The sequence below is a fragment of the Sphingomonas phoenicis genome, assembly GCF_047238005.1.
Classification (GTDB): Bacteria; Pseudomonadota; Alphaproteobacteria; order Sphingomonadales; family Sphingomonadaceae; genus Sphingomonas.
In genome coordinates, this window is record NZ_JBDFMC010000001.1 from 79,109 (window position 1) to 102,553 (window position 23,445).

The window sequence follows — 23,445 nt, forward strand, 5'->3', positions numbered from 1 at the left end:
GTAGCTGAACGAACGTCCGCTTACGCCGATTGCCATCCGAACTCGGTCGGGCCGTAATCCTACCAGAACGTGTAAGTTTCGCTACCGATCTCCCGTCAGGCTAATCCGATTGCCAAGATGGCGGAAGGCGCGATCACGACAGGTGAGAAGGATGATCTGCATCCGCGTTGCCGCCTCCGTCAGGATTTCAGTCATGAGATCGAGGCGGGTATCGTCCGAATAGACCAGCGGGTCGTCCAGGATCAGCGATACTGGCATTCCCTGCTCGAGGAGCATGTCGGCAAAGGCGAGCCGCGTAAGGACTGCCAGCTGCTCCTGGGTGCCCCTGGAGAGATCGCCGCAACTCTCGCCCAAACCGCCCCGCGCAATCGACGCCAAGCCAAGGTCGTCGCCAAAGCCGGGATTCGCACCCGGCAGCAGCCGTTCGATGTGCCGGCGCGCACGCCGCGCCACCGGCCCGACGAATGTCCGTGACGTCTCGGCGCGCGCACTCTCCAACATGTCGCGAAGCAACTTCAGCGTTTCGGCTTCCTGCGTCACACGTGCCAGGTTGGTAGCTGCGGCATCAGCCTCCTCGCGCGCGACTGCGGCGCGGTCGGCCAGCCCCTTGCCGCCTTCCGCCTCGATCCGCGCCTCGAGCCCGGCAATCACCTTTTCCAGGTCGGTACGCTGGGCCCGGGCCACCTCGACCCGCTTGTCCAGCAGGCCGATCTGCCGTTCGATGGTAGCAACGTCATGCGCAGTCGCTGCGCGTTCGGCATCCTGCAGGTTGACGAGCGCTGCCGCCTCCTGCTGGCGCGCATCGCGCAAAGCGTCGTCAAGCGAGGCCACCTCGGGCCTGGCTTCCAAGGTGGCAAGCTGTGCCGCGGCGTTCAGCGCATCCCGCTCGGCGCCAGCTTCCTGCACCATCAATGGAGTATTGCGCGCCTCCACCTCGCGCAACTGCTCGGATGCCACTGCATCGACACCTTCCGCCCTTGCGAGCGCCGTATCCGCCTCACCTAACGCGATGGTCAGCGCCTCGACGTCTGGTTCCTCGCCACTCCCCTCCCCTTCCGCGCCTTCCTGCAATTCGACGATGAAAAGCTTCAGGGCCGACGCGCCCACCTCGATTCCGAGCAGCGTCACGGCAGGCGTGATCCCGATGATCCGCGCCTCGAGCGTGCGAAGGTTGGCGACCGCGTCTCGCGCGGCCTCGTTGCGAGCGCGAGCCGCAGTGACGCTCTCCACCCCGTGCTCGGCCAAGGCCGCGTTCAGATCATCGGTCGCATTGGCGAGCGCCGTCTCGGCGCCTTGCAGCCCGACCGGCGGACGGATGATCAGTTCGGCATCGCCCAGTTGGATGCGCGTCTCGCGAGACAACATCCGGTCTCCACGCTCCGCCGCAGATCCGTCGATCGTCAGGCCGCTGACATCACCGGCGAACTCGATCCGCGTCGCACCGGCATCCACGGCCGCCCGCGCCTTGTCCACGGCACGTTCACGTTCTTCGAGGGCCTTGATGACGGTGGTGGGGATCACCGCAGTCGCGAGCTGTCGCGTCACTTCGTATTCGGCCTCCAGCGCAACCAGCTCGGCATATCGCCGTCGTGCCTCGCCGACTGCTACCCGGCGCTCGCGCTCGGCAGCCCGTATCCGAGCAGCGTCAAGTGCCGCGTGGGCGGTCCGCCCAGTGTCACGAGCACGGGTTAGCAGCTCACGGGCTGTCGTCGCTCGTTCCTGCGCGGCCGCCAACTCCCCGATCAGGCTGGATCGACTATCCCGTGCCTTGCTGAGCGCTGTAGCCGTGTCGCTGACAGCTTTGCGGGCGATTGCGAGGCGCGATGCGAGATCCTCAAGTGCCCTGACACGGTCGACAAGGCGGCCCTGCTCAGCGCGGCGTGTGTCGAGCAGCTGAGCGGCAGAGCGCGCCACGTCAAGCTGGCCTACCAGCGCCCGACGCTGCTCAGCATCGGTTGTATCGGCAAGATCGCGGTCGAGCAGCTTCAGCCGCGCCCGTGCGGCCTCGAGGTCGGAAAAGCCCTGCTCTAGGGCGGCAAGCCGAGTGGCCGCCTCGCTCGCGGCGCGCTGCGCGGCGTCATGCTCGTCGCGGGCCGCAGTCTGGCGACCAGTCAGCCGACCGCTGTTGGTCCAGTATTCCGCGTACTGACTGTCGATGCGGGGGCGAACACGCTGGTAGGCAACACCGCCCATGATCGTGCCGACCTCAGCTTCCAGGGTAGCGCGAACGCTGTCGCGCACGATCTCGCCTGGCGCAGTCACTTCAAGCGCCTGCGCCTGCCCGACCCACAACAGACCGAGTGCGCCGTGGGCGGCCGCGTCGCCGCCCTGGCTGGTGTCGCGACGCGCGCCGAGCAGTGCTTGCAGCTGCGCCTCGGCATCCTCGCCCTGCGCACGCCCGTTCGGTCCCCGAACCTCGACCGAAGCACTCTTCAGGAAGCGCTTGCTGACTTCCCACGCCTCGCCTTTCGCCTCGAAGCCGATCTCGATCTGCGGGGCGACGGCCTCGCCGTAAGGCGCATAGCTGCGCGCAAGCCGGTTGGCGGTGTTGTGCCGGATGAAGAAAGCGGCGCGCATCGCTTCCAGCAGCGTCGACTTGCCGGTCTCGTTGGGCTCTATGATGACGTTGAGCCCATCCGTCAGCCCGTCGAGCACGAAGGGGTCGCGGTATTTGCGGAAGTTTGAGAGCGCGATGCGCCGGATCCGAAGGCTCATGCCGCGTCCTGCCCACGCTGATGTTCCACGAACAGGCGCTCGAGCGCCCGCCTGGCAATGGCGCCGTCGCTGCCACCGGCCTCTATCATGCTCATCAGCTTGGCCGCGGCCGTGCCGATCATACCCTCGACCCGCAGGTCTGCCAGATCCTGTTCGCTCGGCCGACCGACGAGATCGTCGGCGGTGACCGTCAGATGGCGGAGGCGATGGCGCAGGTCATTGTCGAGGCGCGCAAGGATCGCGATACGATCGGATAAACTGACGATACCCGAGAGCGAGAGCTGCAGGAGGGTTGCCGATGGTTCGACCTGCGCAAGCAGCCGGTCGCACTCGGCGGCAAAGCCCTCCGCGTCGGCAACCGTCCACGAACGCATCAGCCACTGGAACCTGCCAGTACGGATTGGCGATACCGACGGCTCCGCCCCAGCCTCAAGCGTCACGAGCAGAGCGTAGCCCGGCTCATCCCGCTGGAAGCGATCGGTTTCGGGCGTGCCTGAGTACCAGGTGCGCGCATCGACCCGGAGGCTCCCGTGCCAGTCGCCAAGCGCAAGATAGTCGAGGTTGGAGCGCTGCGCGCGATCAGGCGCAATCTGGTTCTGCGCCTCGCCGCGCGACGAGAAGTCGCGGATCGAGCCGTGTGCCAGACCGATGCGCAAGCTCGCGCCTGGCGTCTCCATCGTGTCGAACAGCGCGGTCGGATCGTCGAGATTATGCCGGTGGGTCAGTGGTGCCGGTAGCAGCCACTGCCCGGGCTCCAGCTCGCATGGCACCGGCTCGGCGAGGATACGGACATTGGCGGCGCCTTTGGCGCGGACACGATCCCACAAGCCGCTGTTGCGGGCGAAGTCATGGTTGCCGGGCAGCAGCCACCAGGTACAGGCATAGCGCTGCATCCGTGACACCGCCTGCACGATCACGCGGTCTTCCGGTCCCTCAGTATCGAACACATCGCCAGCGACCAGCACATGCGCGACATCATGCTCCGCAGCTGCTTTGCCGATCGCGTCAATCGCATCGAACCGCGCCTCGCTAAGCGCAGCGCGCACGTCGCTGTCGAAGCGGCCATACGGCTTGCCGAGTTGCCAGTCGGCAGTGTGGATCAGGCGTAGCATGGAAACCTTCTGGCGGTGTGGGTTATGGCTGTCGAGCCGGACGTCCTGCCCCCTTCCCTACCCCGCCACCATGTAAAGTCAGCGGATCGCGACAACCTTGACCTCGACGGCATCGGCGATCTTCTTCCAGTTCTGGTCGCTGGTCCATGCGGGCAGACCGTCCCGTCGGGCAAGAGCCAGACAGAAACGGTCACCAAGGCTGAGTCCCGCCTCCGCTGTTGCCGCCCGCAACCGCCCGGCAATCTGCGCGAGTGCCTTGTCGGCCGGCACGACCGTCAGCGGCAATGGATCGAGCATCGCATCGACTTCGCGCTCGGGCATGCCGGCATGGACGAAGTGACTGACTACCTCGGCATAGTTAACGCTGCTCACCCGCGCCCCACCGATCTCAGCCGCGACCTTTGTCGCGCCGCGTTCGCCCTTGAGCATCGCGATGATCGCAGACGCGTCCAGCACCACGCTCATTCGCCGCTCTCTTCCCGACGTCGGGCAAGGAATGCGTCGACGGATGCGTCGGGATTACCGCCAGTGTACTGCTTGGCCAGAGCCTGGGCACGTGCCACAGCCTGACTTGCCGTCCGCAACACCACGCCGTCCTCCGTCTCATCAAGGTAGACCGCACCACCGCCACTCAGGCCAAGGCGCTTCCTCACGTCTGCCGGCAGGCTCATGCGCCCGTTAGGCGTAATGTTGATTTGCAAGGTCATGTTTGCACGCCAGCCCTGATGTACCACGTTGACGCAACATAGCTGACGCCCCCGCCGACGACAACAATGTCGATATTGCGTCTGTCCCTTATACTAATGTCACAGCTGGTACGTTGTGCCACGCCGCCACGATTCTGCCAAATACGCATTTTAGGAGGTACGGTTTGGGTATACCTCTGAAAGACCGGAGCGCGCCCGGTCTTTTTTCCGTCAAACGCGCTCTCAAAAAAGACTGGACATAACAAGACCGTTCATAAAGGACTGAAGCATGTTCGTCCGGGCTTATCTCCGCGCATCGACCGCTGAACAGGATGCGACCCGCGCTCGCGCAGCGCTGGATGCGTTCGCCGCCTCACATGGATTCCGTATCGCATCGCGCTATGTTGAACACGAGAGCGGCACTCGCCTCGCCCGGCCGGAGCTTTTTCGACTACTGGACGATTGCGGCCCCGGTGACGTGTTGCTGGTCGAGCAGGTCGACCGTCTATCGCGCCTCAGCTCGGCCGATTGGAGCAAGTTGCGATCGGAGATCGAGGCACGCCAGGTTCGGATCGTGTCTCTCGATCTGCCAACCTCCTGGAACCTGATCGCTACCCCCGACGACTTCACAGCTCGGATGTTCGCCGCGGTAAATGCAATGATGCTCGACGTCCTCGCCGCGGTCGCTCGCAAGGATTATGATGATCGTCGGCGCCGGCAAGCCGAAGGCGTCAGCCGAGCTCGAACCGCAGGCCTCTACAAAGGCCGCGTTGAGAACACTGCCCGCAACGCCGCGATCGCCCGGTCACTGAAGGATGGGCAGAGCTGGCGCGAGATCATGATCGGCACGGGCTGCAGTCGGACGTTGCTCGCTAAGATTGCTCGCCGCCTGAAGAACGAACGGTCGGGCGACGCCAGCGGCACTGATCCGTGCGCTGTCGAGGACATCGCCTGAGCGCCAGCAATTCGGGCTTCCCCTGCCCTTCCAACTCGCCAAGCCGCTGTGCCGTAGCGTCGACGCCGTCGTCAGGCGCGTTTTCCCAAGGCTTTAACAAAATTCCTTCTGGCTAACGATCCAACAGTCGTTACGGGCGTTATCAATATCGCTGAGCTGATTTCCCAGATACGGTAGACGGCGCAGCAGATGCTGCCTTTTGGCAGTATTTGGGAGGCGTCGGTTAACCATGATGGACAAGGAACTGCTTCGCGGTCTTGAGGAGCATCACCGAGTCATCCGGGTTGGCCTCACGTTAATTCAGAGTCACTGCGCAACCGACTGCGCGAACATTGCCGGTCTGGAAAAGGCTCGCTTAGATCTAACCCGCGCAAGCCGCGAAAGGTCGGCGTTTGTTAGCGACTGCATTATTCCGCGTTTACTGGAAACGGCAGACAGCGACGATCGTGCTGCGCTGTCGGATTTCCTTGTCGCCTTCACCTCTAAGAGGCTCATCTCAGACAAACACATCGAAAGGTGGACCGACGACAAGATCGCAGCCGACGTACCTGGCTACTGCGCGGCCGCTCGTACCATCTGGTCAATGATGGAGGAGCAAATGGAACGCGAAACTCGCGTGCTCGGAGCGCGCTTGCTGCGCAACTCCGAGCTATGCAGCGCGCGACGCTGAGCCTTTACCGTCGCCGCGACTGACGGCGGGGTTGTCTCAAGCGGAGGCGATAGGCGAGCGCCCATACTTTTCGAACAGCAGGTTCAGGGCTTCCGCCATGAGTTTGACTTGGTCGGTGTCGTGCTCGACAGCCAGCATCGCAAGCTGCTTACGAACCGCGGGATCGAAGTAACCGGCAATGTTCACCTTGCCGTTCCGGCGAGGGCCCGGCGCCGCCCGAACAGGCCCGTCCCCCTCCCCCGCCTCGACCGCCTCGGCCGGTCGAGCGATAGGCGACGGCGCTGGCGCAACCTTGCCGCCAATCTCTCCCAGCTTACCCAGACCTGCTGCGAAGCCAACCTTTCTAGTCATGCCGCCTCACCCTTCTTCTTACGCTGCGCAGGTGCACGTGTGCGAGTGTGCAGCTGTGCGACCACCCAGTCAAACAAGGCGGTCACCTCTGCGGCAGCTTTTCCGTTCGGCTCGACCTCCTGCGCTGCTTGGCCCGAAATCATACAGCGGCTGAAGGCGACGCGATCCCCAAACGACGGGTCCGCGACCTGAAGCCCGAACGACGAAGCGATCGTCTCGGCCGCCTCCTGGCCACCAGTGCCTTGGTGAGGCACGCTGTTGAGGACCGCGAACGCCGTTTTGCCAACCAGCTTCAACAGCTCGACTGTCTTCGCCATAGCCCTGAGATCCATGATCGTGGGCTGACACGGTACGAGGATCAGATCTGCCGCCTTTGCCGCCTCGAGAGCTGTGCTCTCGCTGTGCGGAGCCGTGTCGAGGATTACCACGTCGGCCCCCATCGACTTCGCTTCCTCGAGAACCTTTGTCAGCCTGGATGGCTGGATCGATAGCACTGCGGGCGTCTCATCCGCGCGATGATCCTTCCATTCGGCTGCGCTGGCCTGTGGATCGAGGTCGAGGAGCAAGGTGTTCTTGCCGGTAGCGGCGAAAGCTGTCGCAAGGTGGATCGCGAGCGTCGTTTTTCCGACCCCGCCCTTCTGCGCAATGAGAGCCACTGTCTTCATCTTGATATCCTCGCTTTGCCCTATGCACAGTCGTGACTGTGCACACGTGCGCGATTGCGTTGGTACGTATGCCCACACTCGCGCTAGCGCACAAGCGCGAAAACGCACGTGCGCGCGTGTGCACAGGTGCACGGTCGCACCAGTGTCTGAACCGTTGTTGCGTTGAATGACCTTGTTCAATGGTGCCAACACAGCTGCTCAAGCCAGCTCGGCTCAAAGCAATGACGCTGCGCCGGTGAGCCGACTGGTTTCTGGGGCGGGTCTCGCACGTGCGGGCTCTACCCTGCGTCGCTTAGCTGGCGGCGTCAGGCCGCCCCTAAGCACCTCCTCTTACCATCCTCGGTGAGCCCTTCCCGTTCAACATCCATCAGCTACCCACACGACAAGCAGCCCGACTACAGATCCTTCGCACTATCGCGTAATCACGACCGTGCGACGACGCACCCTCGCACCTGTGCACACCTGCGACAGTGCATTATCGCAATAGTGCGCCGAGCCAATGCAGCCCTTAGCGCCGTGTCGCAGAGATCGCGTCGGCGACCTGTCGTCCCTCGGCCGAGCCAGAGCCATGCGCCACGCAATCACGGCGGTCGCATCGCACCTGTGCACCAGTGCACCGGTGATTCATTCCATCGCAGGGTGTGGAGCATAACGCTTTCGCACGATCCCCAACGCTAAGGGGGCGGGTGAAAAGGGAGCTTCTGAACTAGCTGGCGCCTTCGGGGGGAGGGCACCCCACGACCTTGGCAGGCTAGAGCCAAGCGCACTCGCTCACGCATACGCTCCCAGACATACGTGCATCGACGCGCGGGTGCGCTGGTGCACAGAAGCGTAATTGCGACGTCGCAGACGTGCAAGTGAGCACCTGTGCACAGGTGCGCGGTCGCACACTCGCGATACCTATATCAGTATGCCGACGATGACCAACATCAGGGCGGCGTTGGACGCGAGGATCTTCCCGACGCCCAGCGCGCGAGCCGATCGGCCTTTCCTCCTGGTAGACCAGGTGCGGTCGATCCCGGTACGTACTGCCAATATCCCGTCGACGGCTAGGACGGACCCTATAACGAACAGCATCAGGGTGAAGGCCTTCACAAATTCTCGACCTGATGACGGCGATATGGCGAACGCAGCCACGAGACAGACCGTCGCGATCCCGTAGAGCGATGCGCCAGCATCGAGGAGACCGGACATCAGGAGACGGCGAGGTTGGCTCCACGGGATCGGCACAAACATCGTCGGCCTTCTGCAGACGCGGCACGGCTCAACCGGACTGGCGGGCGGCCACGCTCCGAGGCGATTGCCGCAATATCCGCATGTCGGCGCAGTGGGGGAGGGGGCCGTTTGCATCGACTACGCTGACGGATCCGTGATGGTTTCGTCTGCCGGCACGTCGGCGCGCATGGAGGCATTGTAGCAGGCGGGGTCGCAGAACAGCATAGGACGGCCTCTACACGTCATCTGGTGCCCCTCCAGCATGACGGGCCTGCTTGCCAGTCGCTGGCATCGCTCGTTGGTCTTCGTCATGAAGCCGCAAGGGATGGCGATCGGTTCACCACGCGGCGCCTCCATCTCGGCCGCGTCTAGCGGCTCTATGTTGAGGTCCGGGGCAGGATCGAAGAAGTCCCGCTGCTGGATACGCGCGTGTTTCATATGGACACCTGACGACGATGGGGGAGGGGGCTCTCGAGCGATGCTCTCGCTCGCCTGCTAACTCCCTCTCCCCTCTAAAGCTTATTGCCTCGGCGCTGGTGGTGCCATCGGAGGCGCCGGGGAGGGCGCCGGTCCGATCGAAGCTCCAGTTGGTTGGGGCAACCGCGTCTGTGCCTGATTGGTCAGCTTGACGAAGGCGTCGAGCATCGCGACCGAAGTGATCTTGCCCATGTCGGTGCTGGTATACGCACCTCCGAGAGCGCCGACGCCGGCGTTGGTGAGCAGACCGCCTCCCAGGATCGACAGATCCTTTTTGCGGGCCGAGCCCGTCGCGATCGCCTGTTGGATGCCGGTTTTCACCTCGATCAAGGTAAGCATGGTCTGGCTCGACTTGACCTTCTGTTTGAACCCGAGGCCGCCGGGGAACATCGTGCCGAGCCCGCCTCCGCTGCCACCCGCATCAGAATCCGAATAGAGCACCTTGGCCTGGAGAAGGTAATCCGCGGCCTTCAGAGTGGCTTGGTTGTTCGCGCCAGCGACGCTTCCACCCGCTGCGAGCTGACGCTCTCGCTGCAGGGCGTCGAAGCCTTCTCCACGATCGACGACCTGGAAGCAGCCCGATTGAGCAACGAGAAGCTTCAGCAGGGGGATCGGATCAACACGCTGACTCCCGCCGTTCTGGGCTTCTGCCATCCGCATCAGCGCCGCAAGGCCCGGGGGAATGCCCTCGGCGGTTCCTCCAGCGGCGCGCTCCTCCACCAACGCGATGGTCCCGTAGGGTCGATCGCAGCGTGGAACCTGCGTATTCTCGTCGATCCCGATCCCCCCCTTACCCGCCTTCTGGGCGAGCGCCGGCGAAGCCGACGCTGCGAGCAATGCCATGATTGCGATAGTACGGCGCATTGTATCCCTCCCTCGTTCGATGATCGTGTACCATAGGTTTGTTGCTATCTCAGTGCGTTGCGACTGAAATGACCTATTCCAGAAAGCCCTTTGCGCTGTCGGCTTTGACCTCGAGAGCGCGAGCAAGACCGGTCTGCAGCCGGATCGTCTTGTCTGTTGATCCGACCACCTTCACCGGAGCCATCATTTCCTTTGCTGTGGTCGAGCCGAAAAGGCGGTCATTCCCGTGCCAGAAGGCCGTCAGCCCCTCCGCAATCCTGACGCGGTAGGTCCCGACCTGGACCGGTGTTGCCGTCTTCTTCCCCCCAGCTACGTAGATCCCCAACACATCCTTGTCGGTCGCGACGTCGTTCAAGACGACCACGTAGCCATGATTGGGCCTGTCTGGAGCGCGAAACCTTAGAATGCCCTGTCGACGGTTAAGGTCGGTTGCCGGTGTGGTGAACACCGTGCCGCTTTCCGGGAATGGCACTGGAATCATCCTCTGAAATGCCGACGTCATCACCGAGGTGTACGTCCTATAGATGACATACATGCCCCCGAGCGCGACGGCCGGAACTAGGATTGCTTGAAGTAGCGCACGTCCGACGCCGGCCATTTGCCATCTTGCGTTGGTCCATGACGATCCCTGGCCCATTTCCACACGCCCGCGCTTGTCGTTCCAGATCGTCGGGCCGTCATCGATACCCTGGCGCCTCCGATACCGGGCCCGCATATAGTCGCGATCATCAAGCCCCATGACGTGCCGCTCCAGTTGTTATGGCGCGCTTCGTCACGGCGCGGTGATGCAGAATCTTCAGCTGCTGCATGAAGTCGGCGATGACGAAGGAAAACTCGTCTGCGACCTCCTTCTCGGCCGCACATTCCGGCGCGATCGAAGCCGCGGCGAGCACCAAATGAGCCGCTGCAATCGGATGCTCATCCATGAGGTGAAAGGCTCTCGTGCGAAGATCGTCGGCCAGCTCCTCGGCGGGGGTGTGTACCCCGGCTTGGCTGGTAGGGGCGCTCTGAGCGTCATCTAATCCGCTGGCTTCGGCAGATGGACGTGATCGTTCGGCTATTGCCATGGCTACATGACCTCGTGGCGGGGAAGGTTCTGTGCGGGGAGGGGTCGCAGCGACGCGACGATCGGCATGACGTCGTTGAAGTTGGGCTGCACGCGCCCGGGCACGCGGATCGTGCGATATCCCGCATAAGCCGTCATTTCGTCGCGAACGCGGTCCTTGAACGGGTTATGCGACCAGTCGTCGACCTCGATTAGCGCGACGATCAGGCCCGTCGCACGATCCTGCGCCACGAAGTCGACGATCTTCTGCGAAAAGGCATTCCGGTCGGAAATCTTGCTCTTCCGCATTGGGCTTTGCGGTACGCGCAGAAGCGCTCCCATCGCGACTTGCGCATGGATACGGCAGTGCGGCAGGGCGCGCTCGAGGACGTTGAGCATGGCCGTCTCGCGCGGGGTCAGGAAGCGTTTCGCAACCGGGCGCGGTGGACCGAATATGTTTCGAACACCTAGCGCCTTCAGGATGAGGACGGCCGAGACCAATGCGATCAGGAGGGGGAGGGGCTTGTCCATCATCGGACGGCACTCAGAGGGATCGAATCCGATGTTTTGCCGCTCTCAGCCGCTGATAGCCGGTTTTCGGACATAGAAAGCCACTGCACCTCTTTTGATGATGCTGGCCTTCCGGGGATGAGCTGCGCGGCGACGACGATGATCGCGAATATGACTAGGACCCGGGCGAGTTGAACGATCATGCGCCGATCGATCGATCGGCGCGCATCGTCCTTCTTCTCCAGTTCGGCTGCACCCTGCAGACAGGCGAGCGCTCCGTCACTCAGGATACGAGCATTTTGGGTTTCGTCGTCAAACAGGGTGGCGTCGCCACTCGAAAACCGACTGGCTCGAATAGCGAGCAGATCATGCGCGAGCCTGCGCAACTCTTCGGACGTGGGTTTGCTCTGAAATATCGGGCTCATGGCGTTCCTCACATATCCAGGCTTAGATTTTTCTGAGGGAGCCCCGGCAGCTGGTCGCCGTGGCCAGGCATCGCGGGCAGGGAGCTCAAATCGTCCATGTCGAGCGGGCGCATTCCCAGCTCGTCGTCCTTCCGCGTCTCCGGGCGCTTCTGGCGATCCTCGTCATCCTTGCGGTCGAGCGCGAGGCCGTCACGCTCCATCTGCTTCGGATCCGAGTAGTCGTTCTCCGACTTGCCCATGGGTGGGAGGTCGTCAGCCGACGTCAGCGATGCGTCGAAGATGATCCGCTGCCCGTCATCGCGATCGAGTGTCGCTGCTGCTGCGCTAAGCGCGTCGTCGGCCGCCTTGGTATGTCGCCCCGGGCCGTCGATATCGAGGCGTCCGAGGGTCTCGAGCGACGCCGTCTTGTTGCCGGGGTTGCTGTCGAGTTGTCGGTCCAGCTTCTGAAGGTTGTCGATGACCATCGTCAGCTCGAACCGCACGCGGGTGACGGCGACGTTGAAAAGGCGCTGGTTGGACAGGTTGCGCTCGAAGCTGCGCATGGCGACTATCGCGTCGTTGGTCGTGACGCCCTGTGCCATGTGCATGTTCAGGGCGTATGCGAGATCCATGCGGTGCATCATCCGGTCACCGTTCTCGAGCGTGACCTCGTCTTTGTTGGCCAGCTGTACGGTGACCTTCCCGTCCTCGATCCGAGTGATGGTGCCGAGCGAGGCGTTGAAAATCCCGCGGTCCTTGTCGTTATCCGTCCACCTGATGCGATCGCCCTCATGGATGCGGATCGTCTCCAAGGTCGCGAGCGACATGCGATCCTTGCCGATCATGGGGTCCATGCGCTGGGGATTGAATTTGATGGCGCGCCCATTCTGGACCACCTCCACCCTGCCGTTGGCGAAAGTGCGTCTGACCTCCGCCACGCCGCGGCGCAGGCCGAGCTCCGGGATCACCTCCTGTATCTGAAGCTGCTGACCCTTCTCGTAGGATTGGGCGTACCGCAGCTCCTCGCGGGTCAAATTGATGTTCTGCAGGACTGTAACGAACAAGCCATCGCCCTTGAGCGTGCCCTCGTCCCGCAAGCCCTTCTGGACCGCATCATTGATGTCCGCTCGTGTTTCGCGCCCGGAGGCGAAGATCGCCGTTTCAGCGCGCTTCTCCGGCGACAGGTCGAGCCATAGCTCCGCCGCACGCGCGGCCGGGTCTTGGTGTTCGACCACCTTGTCACCGAGCACTTTTAGCGCCTGGCCCGCCTTTCCGACGTTGGCGAGTGCTGCAACCGTCCGAAGCTGGTCGGTCTGCTGTCGCAGATTTTCATCCATCCGAGCCATGCCGATCATCGCCGCCTGCATCATCGCGAACGCCTTGCCGGCGTCGATCGGGAGCAGCTGCTGTCGGTCGCCGATGAGCGCGATACGTTCGATGCCGAGCGCCTCTGCGATCGTCAGCATCTTCAACATGTCCTGGTTGGAGACCATCGACGTCTCGTCGACGACGATGACCGTGTCCTTCAGCTCGTCCCGCCGCGCCTGAGCAGCCGGCGTGTTCGGGTTTATGGCGTGCTTCTCATTGTGCCAGATGAAGTGCGCGATCGTCTCGGCGCTGACGCCGGCGGCCTGCATCTGGTCGACCGACATCTCCCGATTGGGGATCGCATCGGGCCGGGCCATGCCCTCCTTCATGTCGGCGACCATCTTGTTCTGAAAGGCGAGGCCTAGCACCGACTTGCCTTCAGATTCCGCCACGCGTGCGACAGCTTGGAGCATCGTCGACTTGCCCGCGCCGGCGATGCCCTGCACCGCGACGATCTTGTCAGGCGAGGACACGACCAGCGTTGCGGCTGCAAGCTGTCCTTCGTTCAGCGCGTGAGGGGAGGCGGCCTGTAGGCGGTCTGGTGCCTCCGAAGGGGCAACCAGCGGTGTCGCAGTGCCTTTGCCGGCCTCTACTCGCTCAAGGATCCGTTCCTCGGTTCTGAGGGATTCCGGCGTCGTTACGGCGGCCACCATCCCGGCGCTGCTACGGATCTCGCCGGCAAGCAGCTTGCCCTTCTCGGTCAGCTGATCGATGCGCGCCTCGACGTGATCGATCGTCACGCCCTTCAAATTGAAGTCGAGTGCCTTCTTGGCGACCTGGTTCTTCTCGAATGCCGCCTCGCGCTGGCCCAAGGTCCGGATCGCCGAGGCAACGGCGAGCTGCGCGTTGGCTTGCCCGGCGCTCTGCGCCATTCGCACGAAACCGCGGTCGACGAGCGGGTCGGGCGAACGCATCAAGCCCGACACCGTTTCTCTCGCCACCTTCACGGCGTCTGCGATGGCATTGTAGCTGCGGCCAATAGCCCCGGCGTTCTCACGCTGCTCCATCTTCGCGGCGGCGTTCATCGCACCCTCAAGCAGCGCCTTTCCGTCCCAACCGGCTGCGGCTGCATCCTTCATCCAGTCGAGGACCAGGCCGTCCCGATCCTCGAGGTTGAGTTTGGGATCGCGGGTTGTGACGGTGACACCGTCTCGCCCCTTAGGTGATACGATACCCAGCTCGGCCGCCTTCTCGAGGATCTGCTCACGGCGCTGGCTGAAGGTCTCGAGGACGTCCTTGGGCACCCCGACAATCTCGAACGTGCCGTGCTTTCCGGTCGCTACAAGTTGGTAGCCGAGCTTCTCCAACTCATTGCGGAGATACGCATGGTAGATTGCGCCGATCACGGTGTTGTTCGCCCAGATTTTGTCAGCGTGGAGCGCATGCCACTCGCCATCCGGCCCCTTCGTCAGGTTGGCCAGGATCGCATGGATATGGAGCTGGGGATCGAGCGCGCGGCTCGTGTCGTGCTGAAAGAGTGCGTAGACCAAATTGCCGGTCTTCACCGCCTCCGTTTTGCCGTCCTTCGTGATGCGCGTTTCAGCGAGGTTCTTCTCGATCCATGACAACGTCTGCTGGACCGCCTTGGTATGGGCTCCGTCCGGGCCGAGGATACGCTTGTCCCCTGCCACATAGGCCATGAGCGAGACTGACTTCGGTGCCGAGAAGGTGAGGTCGTACCCCGGCCGCCGACCCTCTCGTTGGTCGACCTTCTCTCCTGAAGGCAGCTCGCCATGCAGTGCCTTCGCGAAAGCCTCTTGGCTGACCGCGCCGGTAAGGCCTGCCGTGGCGGCGCCTTCCCCGCCCCAAAGGCTGACGTCTCCAGCCTTCTCGTCGGTGTAATAATCACCTGCGACATAGTCGTCCTTGGTGAAATACTTCGCCGCGCCGGAGGCCGATTTCACGGTAGCGATCGAGTGCATCGTTACAGCCCGATCCCGTCGTCTTCAGGGAAGGCGTCACGCGCTTCGCGGACGGACAGATCCTCCGGCCGCTCCGCGGTCGGTGTCGGATCGTCACGCAACCGTTCGTCGCTGCGCGCAGGGGCGCTGCGCCCATCCATGGACCGGGCCCGGTCGTCACGCTCATCATCGCTGGTCCGGCCGCGATCGGCCGGCGATCCCGCTTCGGTGCTGCTCACCACCGTCGCCTCCGACGATGGGCCGTCACGGGAGTTATCGACCTCCCCTTCGCTGGGCTGGGAGAGGATATTCGCGGCGAGATTGTTCGCGACGTTGGCCGGTTCTACCTCCTCCTCCGACAGTGCCAGCGACTCCCCACGCCCGCCGTCATCACCACCGCTGTTCGGCTTTCCACCACCTCCGCGACCAGACGCCGCAGGCGCGTCAGGATCGCGCGGTTTCCGCGGGACGAAACCTTCCGCGACCTTCGGGTAGTGCTCCCACTCGAGCTGGATGCGCGCGGCAGGGAAGCCGTCAGGAAATTTGACGAAGCCGTGCATGGATGGAAGGTTCGTAATGTCGTCTGGGATGACCAGCGGCTCGACCTGCTTCCGAGGCGTCAGGGTCGAGGCATCGCGGGTGTTGTTGTAGCCGTAGCTATACCCCTCATCCATCTGCCGGATTTCACGGTTGCCGATGTATCTGGCGCACTGCTCCGCGGTATCGAGATCGGCCGCAGCCAGGATCAATTTGGTGCGCGCGAGCGACGACAGATTGCGGGCGTTTTCCTCGCCGTAGACCTGCACCAGCTTGTCGAAGGAGTGGAGCCCAAGGATCATCGCCCCGCCGAAATTTCGGGCGGTCTGCAGGCCGCTTTCGATCGCCGGGAGCCGGTGAAGGGCACCGAGCTCGTCAAACATGAACCACGTCCGCAGCGACCGGGTTTTCGGCATCGTCATGAGCGAGTGGATGGCGAGGTTCGACCACAGCGTGAGCAGCGCCCGGTTCATCTCGAGATCGGTGTAATTTGAGGTGATGAAGAGGATCGAACCGGGCTTCTTGTCGCCGGTCATCCAGTCCTTGATCGAGTAGGTGCGCCCCTCGTCGGGGAGGAAGCGCAGGACCTGCGCATTGGTGTTGAAGACGGCGCGGATCGACTCCGCCATGCGCGCGGCTTCAGGCGCCGTCAGAGGGTCTGCGATCGTCTTGGCTAGGTGCTTGTGAACCTGCTTCAGGTCGGCCGTCATGAGGTTGTCCGCCAGTGCCTGGTTCGTTGTCATTTTCTTCTCGATGAGCTTCATGCACATCTCGATGAACAGGGTCCGCGCGGCGAGCGCCCAGAAGGGCTCGGAGGAGCCGCCATCGGACGGAATGAGGGCGGCGGCAGCGGCCGTGAACTCGCTGTAGGTCCGGCAGTCGTTGAAGATCGACCAGGCCGGGCAGCGCGCGTCCATCGGGTTCAGGATCGTGTCCCGTTCGGGGTCGTAGAACGCCTCGACATAAGCCCCTGTCAGATCGAACACGACGGCGCTGTCTTGGCGCTGCCGGATCTGTGCGATGGTCTTGCGGAGGGCGGTCGTCTTACCGGCGCCGGTCGTGCCGAGAAGCAGGGAATGGGACTGCTCAAGGCGGTGCGGGTAGGGGATGCCCGCGATCGTGTACGGATGGTGGATGCCTCCCGCTTTGCGGGCTCCAAACGGCAGCTTCAGGACCTGCTCCGGCGTCTTGTTCGGGAACAGGCTTTGAGCCTCTTTCACGAACTCGATTTTGTTGTGCTGGACGATCTCGGCATAGAGGACATCGCGCTCGACCAGCATGGCTCCGCGCTCGTGACGCTCCTGAACCATTGCCTTGCCGCGCCGCTTGGAAAAGTCGACGTACCAGATGGCAAGGGGCACGGTGACGCAGGACGCGATCATGGCCGATCCGATCACCCCGCGGACGGCTTTCGTCCAAGCCCGAGCGACTTCCGGAACGTAGGGCACATAGCCCATGATCGTGCGGTGCAGACTGTTGTCGGGCATCCGCAAATCGACCTGCTTCAGGTTGTCCAGGGCGACCCAATTCCAGAGACCCGCTAGAACCCGCATGCAGATCAGCTGGACGTTGTTTTCATCGAGGGTGATGGACAGGATAATGACGTAGGCGAGAGCGAACACGCCGAGCCACATCAGGATCGGCAATTTGGCCCCCTGCAGCCACATCAGCACCTGAGTGTTTAGGAGCTGCGAACCACGCGTGAAGTTGCCCGAATTGCGGGGGAGTTCGCCTCGCGCCGAGTGGTGTTCCTGAGGGATAGGACGGCCGTCATTGCGGATGTCACGCCGCATGGCCTTGGGGTCATCGCGCGCCATGATACTGCTCCATCCGAAGGTCAGTCTGGGCGATCAAATGGTCGCGCAATTCGGGGTGGTTTTCGCGAATGATCGCGTCGAGCGCGATCTGCGTATATTCGGTCACGCGCATGTGGCGGAGCTGGCTGTCGTCGGCACGCTTCGCACCGGCGACGAATTGCTCGATCGCCAATCGGATCACGTCTGACGTGCTGCGATTTTGGCGTGCCGCTACCGCATCGACCTGGTCACGTAGATCCCGCGGGATCCGGACCGTGCAGTGTGTTTTGGTACTCAAGAACCAGCTCCCTAGCAGGGGGGCTGGTGGGCACTCCGTGGTGTAGTTTTTAGCGGGTCTTCAATGCTCATTCAAGCCGCTCGTTGATTTGCGCCTCGAAATCGTGCCACATCGTAACACGCAAAAAGCGCGGTTTTCTGCGGTTTTCTGAGTGTGTTACGTTGTGCCACAAAGCGTAACACATTGTGACCCTCATTCGTCATCTGCTAACCTGTTGAAATTGCTCGGGAAAAGGCAAGCGAAGCTTGCGTAGGGTGTGCTCTACTGTAGTCCCGATTCCTTCGTATTGCTCTGGCTGTTCCGGTCCGTCGAGACGGCTCGGGATCGCCTCGGTTTTCCGCCGGGATCCAATCCGCCGCTAGGCGGAAAGCAGCTGCCTGAAGGGCGCTGCGCGCCGGGCGTATGGTCCTCTTGTAGGGGGATAGCCAAGGGTTTCGCTCCATGGTCGTTCGAGTGGCTTCCTGTGCGATCCATAGGCGGCTATATCGGTCCCGTTCAGAGCCGATAAGCCGTACCGAAAAGGACACTTTATGGCGAAGTCACTGGACGCTGAAATGGCCGCGATCGCGGCCGACGAACGCAAGCTCGCCGAGCGCCGTCAGGCGCATCAGGCGAAGGTGCGGGAGGCGGCTGTCGGAGCAGTCGAGAAGGCAGGGCTGTTCAAGGTCCCGCTCGATCGACTGGAGGGGCTGATGAAGGCGGTGAAGACGCTGGGCGTCGACGAGGTTGAGAAGCGGCTCATGGCGCAAGCCTGAGCCGGTTCGAGGCCGATGGTCACGGCGATGGCCGCATGGGGCTGCTACCTCATGCGGCCATTCTGTTTTCTGGTCAGGACGCGGCGCAGCCGGCTTGAGGTTGGCAGGCAAAAAAAGGGACGCGCCAGCCGATAGGCTGGGCGTCCCTGCGGGTCGCTGAGCGTGGCTCGCTTGGCCGTCAGGCCCATGCGAGGTGGTATTCTCCCTCGACCGGCTTCAGCGCCGCCATGGTGGTCAGCGCTTCGACGTATCGAGACATCTGGGGATCCTCGTCGAGCCGTCGCCGGATGCGCGGATCCATGAGCCGCTGTCGGAGCTGCGACAGCGGGATCGCGCCGCACGATTCCTCGTCCAGACCGAGGCTGGCGAGAAGGGCGAAGGCGTTCCCGTTGGCGACCTCCAATTCGGGTGCGCCATCGGGATTGAGGCCAAGGCCGAGCCGCAGATCGCCGGTCGGTTCCTGTTGCCAGACGCGGACGCGGCGTGCCCGGAACTGGGCCTCGTCGATGACGGCAATAACGGCCGGATCGTGGTCGAAGCAGCGCGCGATTGAGGCGAGCGCGAGAGGGCACACCCGGACCTCGATCTCGAACGACCCGGAGGCTGGTTCACCGTGGATCGGGATGACCATCGGAGCCCCGGTCCGGCCGCTATGCTCGTCGACAAGATCGCGGAGCGCGCCGAGCTGGTCGGGAGTGATGACGGCGGGTGAGGGCGACAGGACATTGTGGCCGTCGTCGACGCGGAACGTGATGGTCATCTCGACCTCCTTCGTTGAAACCGCTTCTCCCTTTCTCTCTCCTCTCCGGCGACGATCCCGGCCCCCTGAGACTGGGCGCGAGCAATGTGTCAGCGTGCGTGCTGGAGAATGGTTTTATGAGCGCGTCAGCAGCGCCAGGGCGGGCTCGATGCCCGCACTGGCGCTTCCCGGCCGAGGCGTAGCAAGGGCGGCCCGAAGGGGCCGCTCCGCAGCGAGCGAGCCGGGTAGGGCGCGCGGATCGCAGACAGGAAAAAGGCCGCCCGGATCACCGAGCGGCCTGTTGGAATGGCAACCGGAGAGCGTCGCCGCCCGGCCAAGTTACTTGAGGAAGTTGCTCCAGATGGCGGCAGCGCCGAGCAGCGCGAGCAGTGCTGTCTGCACGCCGATCCAGATGGTCAGCGTCGAGCGCGTCGTCTCGATCTTGCTGTCGATGCCCGTCAGCTTCGCCTCGAGCGCCTTGTTTGCCTGACCGACTGCCACGTCCACGTGCTCCTCGATCGCTGCCACTACGGCAGCCGCCTTGTCGTCCTCGACATTAGCGTCCTTCAGAGCACGAAACAACAGAACCTGCATAACCATTCCTCCTTTGTCTTCATGACGGAGATCACGCGTCGGTCGGGGTGGCGAGGGTCAAGGACCGCGTAGCGGCCGCGGCAGCGGCGGTGGGGGTCACGATTTTGCGTAGCAAAATGGTGGGGCCCCGCCGTCCTTGAGGCTCGCCGCACCGGCCGACAGACTGGGACGACTTGAGATAGAGGGTTTACCCCGCGGCAGCAGCGCCAGGGCGGGCTCGATGCCCGCACTGGCGCTTCCCCGGCCGAGGCGTAGCAAGGGCAGGCCGAAGGACCTGACCGATGCGAGCGAGCCGGGTGACGGCCGGGCCTTGAGCCTCACCCCGGGGAGGGGCTTGCCGCGAGGATCATCAGCGCCGCTTCGTCGGTGCGGCCCTGTGCGATGATGATCCCGCGCGCGTTCCCACGCGCTGCCTCGGCGGCTATGCCCTCGGCGATCTGATGCGCCTCGTCGAACTCCCCGGAGCAGTCGTCATCGATCACCATCTCCTCCAGCTCGTGATCGAAGCGTCCCGTGTATCGGCCGGCCCATCCGTCACGCTCCCGGAGCGCGTCTTCCAGTCGCTGGATCGTCCGGAACCCGTGGCGCTGAGCGGCCAGATAGCCGGCTTCGTGCGTGGCGTAGCTACGCTGCGTGTTGATGCTGTTCATGACCGTCTCCTTCGTCTTGATGACGGTGTCCTCGCGTCGGTCGGGGTGGCGAGGGTCAAGGACCGCGTAGCGGCCGCGTCAGCGGCGGTGGGGGTCACGATTTTGCGTAGCAAAATGGTGGGGCCCCGCCGTCCTTGAGGCTCGTCACCCCGGCCGACAAACTGGGACGACTTGAGAGAGAGTTTTTCCCGCGGCAGCAGCGACGGGGCGGGCTCAATGCCCGCTCCGGCGCTTCCCCGGCCGAGGCGTAGCAAGGGGAGGCCGAAGGGCCGGACCGAAGCGAGCGAGCGGGGCGGGGGCGGGGTTGTCCACGGCTGACCCGAAACCCCTTTCAGCGGGAAGACGGTCGCCAATATGGCGGTGGCAGATCCCGGGTGCCGCTCGCCAGCTGGCCGGGCCGTCATCCCCCGGTCAGCCGTGGACGCTGCGGCTTTAGCGCGCAGATCCTAACAACATGCGGTTGAGCCGCGAACACGCGCTGCCGGCGCTGCGGGCGTGCGGCAGCGCCTTACCGGAAGGGGGAAGGTGACCGGGCGCGCGCTGACCAGGCGCGGCCCGACGGGGCCGTGCCAAGGCAGTGCGCGCCCGGTCACCTGGCGTGGGGGAAACCAGTAGGGTTTCCCCCACAAAGCGACGGTGGCGAAAAGGGGCCAGCGCCGGGGATTTCTCGTCGCTGGCCTAGTCATTCCTGCCAAGGAAAGGGGATGGGCGGCGCGTAGGGGGAAAGCGCGCCGCCCGATGGGTTCAACCGAACGCGGCGCGCTTGGTTGCGACGGGGGCGGGGGCCTGTCCGTCGATCCGGAAAGCGTGGGTCGGGATGCGGGCGGTTTTCAGCACCTGCAACAGGTTGGATTGCAGCCCGGACCCCTGACAGACGATTGCCTCGACCGGGTTAAGGGCGGCAAGCTGTTCGTTACGAACGAAGCCCGCGCGCTTGCCATAGCGGCCCGTCTGCGGGGTGAAGGCAACAACCGTGACGCCTCGGCTTGCGGCCCATGCTGCGGCGATAGCATCGCATCCCTTGCGCTGCGCGGTCGTGCACAAGGTCATGTGCGGAACGCGCGCCTTGATGGCGTCGAGCCGGTCCCAAAGCTGTTGCCAGTCGTGCCACTCTGCGCCGCCCGAAAAGACGACAAGCGGGCCGGTGGGGTTGCGCTTCTCGCGGTGGTCCTGCGCGCGCGCTTTGAGGAAGTCGATTGCCGCGATCTGGCTTGCGGTGCCTCCGCTCGAAACCTTCGATCCGCGCGCCGGGGACCATGGGTGGCCGGTCTGCGCGCGGTAACAATCGGCGGCATAATCGCGCATACACTCGATGGCGGCGCGCTGTTCCGTCTTGGTCTGGGCGCGGAGTTGCAATTCCTCCATCTCGACCGCGTAAATCTCCGACGGGTCATAGCGGCGGGTCATCTCGCCAAGGTCGGCGCAAAGCCGGTCTTCCTCGCGTTCCAGCTTCTGCGCCTCGTAGTGGAACGAGTTGACGAAGCCCCATGCGATCGCCTGCGCGCTCGCCTCTAGGCGAGTGTCGCGGAACAGGTCGAAAAGGGTCGCCATGATCGCCGCGCAATCGTGTTGCGCCTCGATCGGCTCGGGCATGTCCAGTTCCTGCCGCTCGCCCCCCATTTCGACGATGGAAAGCGCGCCAACGTCGCCGAACGCGTCCTGAAAATTGGTCGTCGCGGTCGCCTCGGCGTAGCTCTCCGCGATCTCGTCGGCCGCATCGGTCGCCGTCGCGCTGTGCTCGGCGTTATCGTCGGCGGGGTGGCAATCGTTGGTGTCCGTGCGCGCGGCGTTCGCCCGGCGCGTCGCCCATCCCTTGCGGGCGGCGTCTGCGCGGGTGGTGTCGCTCGTTGCGAGGGCTTCGCCCATGGCGGCAAAGCTGCTAAAGCGCTGCGAGGTCGTTTCCTTGGTCATGGCGTCAATCCTTGGCAATTGGTGGCGGCTAGGGTCGGGGGAGGGTTGCACCCCTCTCCCCGCCCGTCTGGCTGGCTTAGAAGGCCGGGACGTAGTCGTCGGCGGTCTGGTCGTCGCTCACGCGGCCATCGGCGGTCGCGTTGCCTGCGAAGTCGTCGGCGTTGTTGGTGCGGCTGCGGCGACCGGTCCGGCTGCCGTCGAGGTTCTCGCGCCGCGGGGCGGGGCGGTTCCAGACGACGCGATAGCCTTCCTCGACGTCGCCAAAGAGCATGATCTGGAGGGGTTCGGGGAGGCTCGGGTCGTCCAGCTTGCCCTGATAGAAGCTCTCGCCGCTGCTGTTGCTGGTCATTTCCCAAAGCGCGCCGATCTGAACCCAACGCTTCGCGACGTTCAGGACCATGATCTCGAAGGCGGGCGCGCGCTCGTTGTTGCTCTCGACCGGGCGGAGACCCAAGCGAGCGAGGTCGATCGTGGCGGTTGCGACCGAACCGAGCAGCTGACCATTGACCGACTTGAAGGAACCGATGTTCATGATCTTAACTCCTATTTGCGGGGGCCTCTCCCCCTGTTTGCCGGTGCTTGGGGCCTTTCCCCTTCCGGCATCTTTCTTTTACCCCTTCCCCTATAAGTATTGAAGCGCATTGTTTTCTTGACACTAAAGTCATCGTACACGGTGAGTCCGAGCATAAATAGCTCCTGACTAGGGAGCGTAAATAAACAAATCAAAGGCGTATTGATCGCCCAAGCGATCAATTCCCCTTTTACTGTGCTGATGGGCAAGGCCCGGCCTCTGTTCTCATCGCACCCGGAGCCGTCCTCGCAGGGGCTCAAGAGGCAGGCACGGCCGGCGGGGTCAACATGAATGACGGAGGCTCCGCCGCTTTAGCGGTGGAAACCGTAGGGCCTTTAGGCCCGGTATTCTTGTTGAGGCGTCTTCAAACAAACAAAAGCATTGCCCGCTTGCGGGCAATTCTCCTTTGACGCCGACCCCGTCGGACGGGTCTGGCACGCCGAGACACTGGGAGACGGCGCAGGGTGCGATGAGAACATAGGCCCACAAAGCACTCATCATGCGCCTAGCGCATGATTCAACAGCCGAAGGCTGCCAGCGGTGAACGTCGTGCGCGCGTGACTTCTGGGGCTAGGGGAGGGGCAAGCCTCTCACATCCGCGTAGATCGCCTCAGGAGCGCCGTGGGGTCGTCTCCGGGACCCGGACAAGGGATCGT

24 protein-coding genes are annotated in these 23,445 nt (G+C 63.5%); 3 read left to right on the plus strand and 21 right to left on the minus strand.

Annotated elements, in window-relative coordinates; genetic code table 11:
- Window positions 1-81: 81 nt before the first annotated feature.
- The 4 genes from ABC319_RS00370 to ABC319_RS00385 all read right to left on the minus strand — a co-directional run bounded on the left by ABC319_RS00370 (window position 82) and on the right by ABC319_RS00385 (window position 4,534).
- Window positions 82-2,715: an AAA family ATPase gene (locus tag ABC319_RS00370; RefSeq protein ID WP_022676110.1), complete on the minus strand. Its 2,634-nt coding sequence runs from the start codon at window positions 2,713-2,715 to the stop codon at window positions 82-84.
- Entirely contained in the window at window positions 2,712-3,827 is a 1,116-nt protein-coding gene (locus ABC319_RS00375) for a metallophosphoesterase family protein (protein WP_022676111.1), read from the minus strand. Before ABC319_RS00375 ends, ABC319_RS00370 begins: the two co-directional genes overlap by 4 nt.
- A 78-nt stretch (window positions 3,828-3,905) precedes the next feature.
- Window positions 3,906-4,292, minus strand: a complete 387-nt coding sequence (locus tag ABC319_RS00380) for a type II toxin-antitoxin system VapC family toxin (RefSeq protein ID WP_022676112.1) — start codon at window positions 4,290-4,292, stop codon at window positions 3,906-3,908.
- Entirely contained in the window at window positions 4,289-4,534 is a 246-nt protein-coding gene (locus tag ABC319_RS00385) for an AbrB/MazE/SpoVT family DNA-binding domain-containing protein (RefSeq protein WP_022676113.1), read from the minus strand. The genes ABC319_RS00380 and ABC319_RS00385 overlap by 4 nt, the downstream gene beginning before the upstream one ends.
- A gap of 268 nt (window positions 4,535-4,802) precedes the next feature.
- Here ABC319_RS00385 and ABC319_RS00390 point away from each other — a divergent pair, with 268 nt between their 5' ends.
- A complete protein-coding gene (locus tag ABC319_RS00390) occupies window positions 4,803-5,468 on the plus strand; it encodes a recombinase family protein (protein ID WP_022676114.1) in 666 nt (221 codons plus the stop codon).
- Window positions 5,469-5,697: 229 nt separating this feature from the next.
- Window positions 5,698-6,138 carry a hypothetical protein gene (locus ABC319_RS00395; protein WP_022676115.1) on the plus strand — a complete coding sequence of 147 codons (441 nt, stop codon included), beginning with the start codon at window positions 5,698-5,700 and terminating at the stop codon, window positions 6,136-6,138.
- Window positions 6,139-6,174: 36 nt separating this feature from the next.
- On the opposite strand, the gene ABC319_RS00400 is transcribed toward ABC319_RS00395, so the two are convergent.
- From ABC319_RS00400 to ABC319_RS00455, 12 genes are all read right to left on the minus strand, one after another.
- Window positions 6,175-6,489 carry a ribbon-helix-helix domain-containing protein gene (locus ABC319_RS00400; protein WP_022676116.1) on the minus strand — a complete coding sequence of 105 codons (315 nt, stop codon included), beginning with the start codon at window positions 6,487-6,489 and terminating at the stop codon, window positions 6,175-6,177.
- Window positions 6,486-7,154 (minus strand): ParA family partition ATPase, encoded by a 669-nt coding sequence (parA, locus tag ABC319_RS00405; protein ID WP_066667192.1) that lies wholly within the window; start codon window positions 7,152-7,154, stop codon window positions 6,486-6,488. Before parA ends, ABC319_RS00400 begins: the two co-directional genes overlap by 4 nt.
- Before the next feature lie 900 nt (window positions 7,155-8,054).
- Window positions 8,055-8,348, minus strand: a complete 294-nt coding sequence (locus ABC319_RS00410; RefSeq protein ID WP_022675752.1) for a hypothetical protein — start codon at window positions 8,346-8,348, stop codon at window positions 8,055-8,057.
- 159 nt (window positions 8,349-8,507) lie between these two features.
- On the minus strand, window positions 8,508-8,807 hold the full coding sequence (locus tag ABC319_RS00415; protein ID WP_022675751.1) for a hypothetical protein: 300 nt from the start codon (window positions 8,805-8,807) through the stop codon (window positions 8,508-8,510).
- 81 nt (window positions 8,808-8,888) lie between these two features.
- Window positions 8,889-9,710 carry a CsgG/HfaB family protein gene (locus tag ABC319_RS00420; RefSeq protein WP_022675750.1) on the minus strand — a complete coding sequence of 274 codons (822 nt, stop codon included), beginning with the start codon at window positions 9,708-9,710 and terminating at the stop codon, window positions 8,889-8,891.
- Window positions 9,711-9,783: 73 nt separating this feature from the next.
- Window positions 9,784-10,449 (minus strand): hypothetical protein, encoded by a 666-nt coding sequence (locus ABC319_RS00425; RefSeq protein WP_022675749.1) that lies wholly within the window; start codon window positions 10,447-10,449, stop codon window positions 9,784-9,786.
- Entirely contained in the window at window positions 10,439-10,777 is a 339-nt protein-coding gene (locus tag ABC319_RS00430) for a hypothetical protein (protein ID WP_148291664.1), read from the minus strand. Before ABC319_RS00430 ends, ABC319_RS00425 begins: the two co-directional genes overlap by 11 nt.
- Before the next feature lie 2 nt (window positions 10,778-10,779).
- Window positions 10,780-11,289 (minus strand): DUF2726 domain-containing protein, encoded by a 510-nt coding sequence (locus tag ABC319_RS00435; protein WP_022675746.1) that lies wholly within the window; start codon window positions 11,287-11,289, stop codon window positions 10,780-10,782.
- Window positions 11,286-11,690, minus strand: coding sequence for a hypothetical protein (locus ABC319_RS00440; protein ID WP_022675745.1), 405 nt, complete (start codon window positions 11,688-11,690; stop codon window positions 11,286-11,288). The genes ABC319_RS00435 and ABC319_RS00440 overlap by 4 nt, the downstream gene beginning before the upstream one ends.
- Window positions 11,691-11,698: 8 nt before the next feature.
- Window positions 11,699-14,959: a MobF family relaxase gene (gene mobF, locus ABC319_RS00445; protein ID WP_066667194.1), complete on the minus strand. Its 3,261-nt coding sequence runs from the start codon at window positions 14,957-14,959 to the stop codon at window positions 11,699-11,701.
- 2 nt (window positions 14,960-14,961) lie between these two features.
- Window positions 14,962-17,292, minus strand: a complete 2,331-nt coding sequence (locus ABC319_RS00450; protein WP_066667199.1) for a type IV secretion system DNA-binding domain-containing protein — start codon at window positions 17,290-17,292, stop codon at window positions 14,962-14,964.
- Window positions 17,279-17,569, minus strand: a complete 291-nt coding sequence (locus ABC319_RS00455) for a ribbon-helix-helix protein, CopG family (RefSeq protein ID WP_066667201.1) — start codon at window positions 17,567-17,569, stop codon at window positions 17,279-17,281. Before ABC319_RS00455 ends, ABC319_RS00450 begins: the two co-directional genes overlap by 14 nt.
- Before the next feature lie 530 nt (window positions 17,570-18,099).
- On the opposite strand from ABC319_RS00455, the gene ABC319_RS00460 reads away from it, so the two are divergent.
- A complete protein-coding gene (locus tag ABC319_RS00460) occupies window positions 18,100-18,324 on the plus strand; it encodes a hypothetical protein (RefSeq protein WP_066667202.1) in 225 nt (74 codons plus the stop codon).
- A 178-nt stretch (window positions 18,325-18,502) separates the two neighbouring features.
- On the opposite strand, the gene ABC319_RS00465 is transcribed toward ABC319_RS00460, so the two are convergent.
- The 5 genes from ABC319_RS00465 to ABC319_RS00485 form a co-directional block, all read right to left on the minus strand.
- Window positions 18,503-19,084, minus strand: coding sequence for a hypothetical protein (locus tag ABC319_RS00465; protein WP_066667203.1), 582 nt, complete (start codon window positions 19,082-19,084; stop codon window positions 18,503-18,505).
- Between the two features lie 318 nt (window positions 19,085-19,402).
- Window positions 19,403-19,657, minus strand: a complete 255-nt coding sequence (locus ABC319_RS00470; protein ID WP_413068380.1) for a hypothetical protein — start codon at window positions 19,655-19,657, stop codon at window positions 19,403-19,405.
- 317 nt (window positions 19,658-19,974) lie between these two features.
- Window positions 19,975-20,307 (minus strand): hypothetical protein, encoded by a 333-nt coding sequence (locus ABC319_RS00475; RefSeq protein ID WP_066760017.1) that lies wholly within the window; start codon window positions 20,305-20,307, stop codon window positions 19,975-19,977.
- 744 nt (window positions 20,308-21,051) lie between these two features.
- Window positions 21,052-22,218: a DUF2493 domain-containing protein gene (locus ABC319_RS00480; RefSeq protein ID WP_082730931.1), complete on the minus strand. Its 1,167-nt coding sequence runs from the start codon at window positions 22,216-22,218 to the stop codon at window positions 21,052-21,054.
- A 76-nt stretch (window positions 22,219-22,294) separates the two neighbouring features.
- Entirely contained in the window at window positions 22,295-22,750 is a 456-nt protein-coding gene (locus ABC319_RS00485; protein WP_066667206.1) for a DUF736 domain-containing protein, read from the minus strand.
- Window positions 22,751-23,445 lie beyond the last annotated feature (695 nt).

Coding starts and splice junctions, on each gene's coding strand:
- ABC319_RS00370 (WP_022676110.1), bottom strand. CDS start 2,715: ATGAGCCTTCGGATCCGGCGCATCGCGCTCTCAAACTTCCGCAAATAC.
- ABC319_RS00375 (WP_022676111.1), bottom strand. CDS start 3,827: ATGCTACGCCTGATCCACACTGCCGACTGGCAACTCGGCAAGCCGTAT.
- ABC319_RS00380 (WP_022676112.1), bottom strand. CDS start 4,292: ATGAGCGTGGTGCTGGACGCGTCTGCGATCATCGCGATGCTCAAGGGC.
- ABC319_RS00385 (WP_022676113.1), bottom strand. CDS start 4,534: ATGACCTTGCAAATCAACATTACGCCTAACGGGCGCATGAGCCTGCCG.
- ABC319_RS00390 (WP_022676114.1), top strand. CDS start 4,803: ATGTTCGTCCGGGCTTATCTCCGCGCATCGACCGCTGAACAGGATGCG.
- ABC319_RS00395 (WP_022676115.1), top strand. CDS start 5,698: ATGATGGACAAGGAACTGCTTCGCGGTCTTGAGGAGCATCACCGAGTC.
- ABC319_RS00400 (WP_022676116.1), bottom strand. CDS start 6,489: ATGACTAGAAAGGTTGGCTTCGCAGCAGGTCTGGGTAAGCTGGGAGAG.
- parA (WP_066667192.1), bottom strand. CDS start 7,154: ATGAAGACAGTGGCTCTCATTGCGCAGAAGGGCGGGGTCGGAAAAACG.
- ABC319_RS00410 (WP_022675752.1), bottom strand. CDS start 8,348: ATGTCCGGTCTCCTCGATGCTGGCGCATCGCTCTACGGGATCGCGACG.
- ABC319_RS00415 (WP_022675751.1), bottom strand. CDS start 8,807: ATGAAACACGCGCGTATCCAGCAGCGGGACTTCTTCGATCCTGCCCCG.
- ABC319_RS00420 (WP_022675750.1), bottom strand. CDS start 9,710: ATGCGCCGTACTATCGCAATCATGGCATTGCTCGCAGCGTCGGCTTCG.
- ABC319_RS00425 (WP_022675749.1), bottom strand. CDS start 10,449: ATGGGGCTTGATGATCGCGACTATATGCGGGCCCGGTATCGGAGGCGC.
- ABC319_RS00430 (WP_148291664.1), bottom strand. CDS start 10,777: ATGGCAATAGCCGAACGATCACGTCCATCTGCCGAAGCCAGCGGATTA.
- ABC319_RS00435 (WP_022675746.1), bottom strand. CDS start 11,289: ATGATGGACAAGCCCCTCCCCCTCCTGATCGCATTGGTCTCGGCCGTC.
- ABC319_RS00440 (WP_022675745.1), bottom strand. CDS start 11,690: ATGAGCCCGATATTTCAGAGCAAACCCACGTCCGAAGAGTTGCGCAGG.
- mobF (WP_066667194.1), bottom strand. CDS start 14,959: ATGCACTCGATCGCTACCGTGAAATCGGCCTCCGGCGCGGCGAAGTAT.
- ABC319_RS00450 (WP_066667199.1), bottom strand. CDS start 17,292: ATGGCGCGCGATGACCCCAAGGCCATGCGGCGTGACATCCGCAATGAC.
- ABC319_RS00460 (WP_066667202.1), top strand. CDS start 18,100: ATGGCGAAGTCACTGGACGCTGAAATGGCCGCGATCGCGGCCGACGAA.
- ABC319_RS00465 (WP_066667203.1), bottom strand. CDS start 19,084: ATGACCATCACGTTCCGCGTCGACGACGGCCACAATGTCCTGTCGCCC.
- ABC319_RS00470 (WP_413068380.1), bottom strand. CDS start 19,657: ATGCAGGTTCTGTTGTTTCGTGCTCTGAAGGACGCTAATGTCGAGGAC.
- ABC319_RS00475 (WP_066760017.1), bottom strand. CDS start 20,307: ATGAACAGCATCAACACGCAGCGTAGCTACGCCACGCACGAAGCCGGC.
- ABC319_RS00480 (WP_082730931.1), bottom strand. CDS start 22,218: ATGACCAAGGAAACGACCTCGCAGCGCTTTAGCAGCTTTGCCGCCATG.
- ABC319_RS00485 (WP_066667206.1), bottom strand. CDS start 22,750: ATGAACATCGGTTCCTTCAAGTCGGTCAATGGTCAGCTGCTCGGTTCG.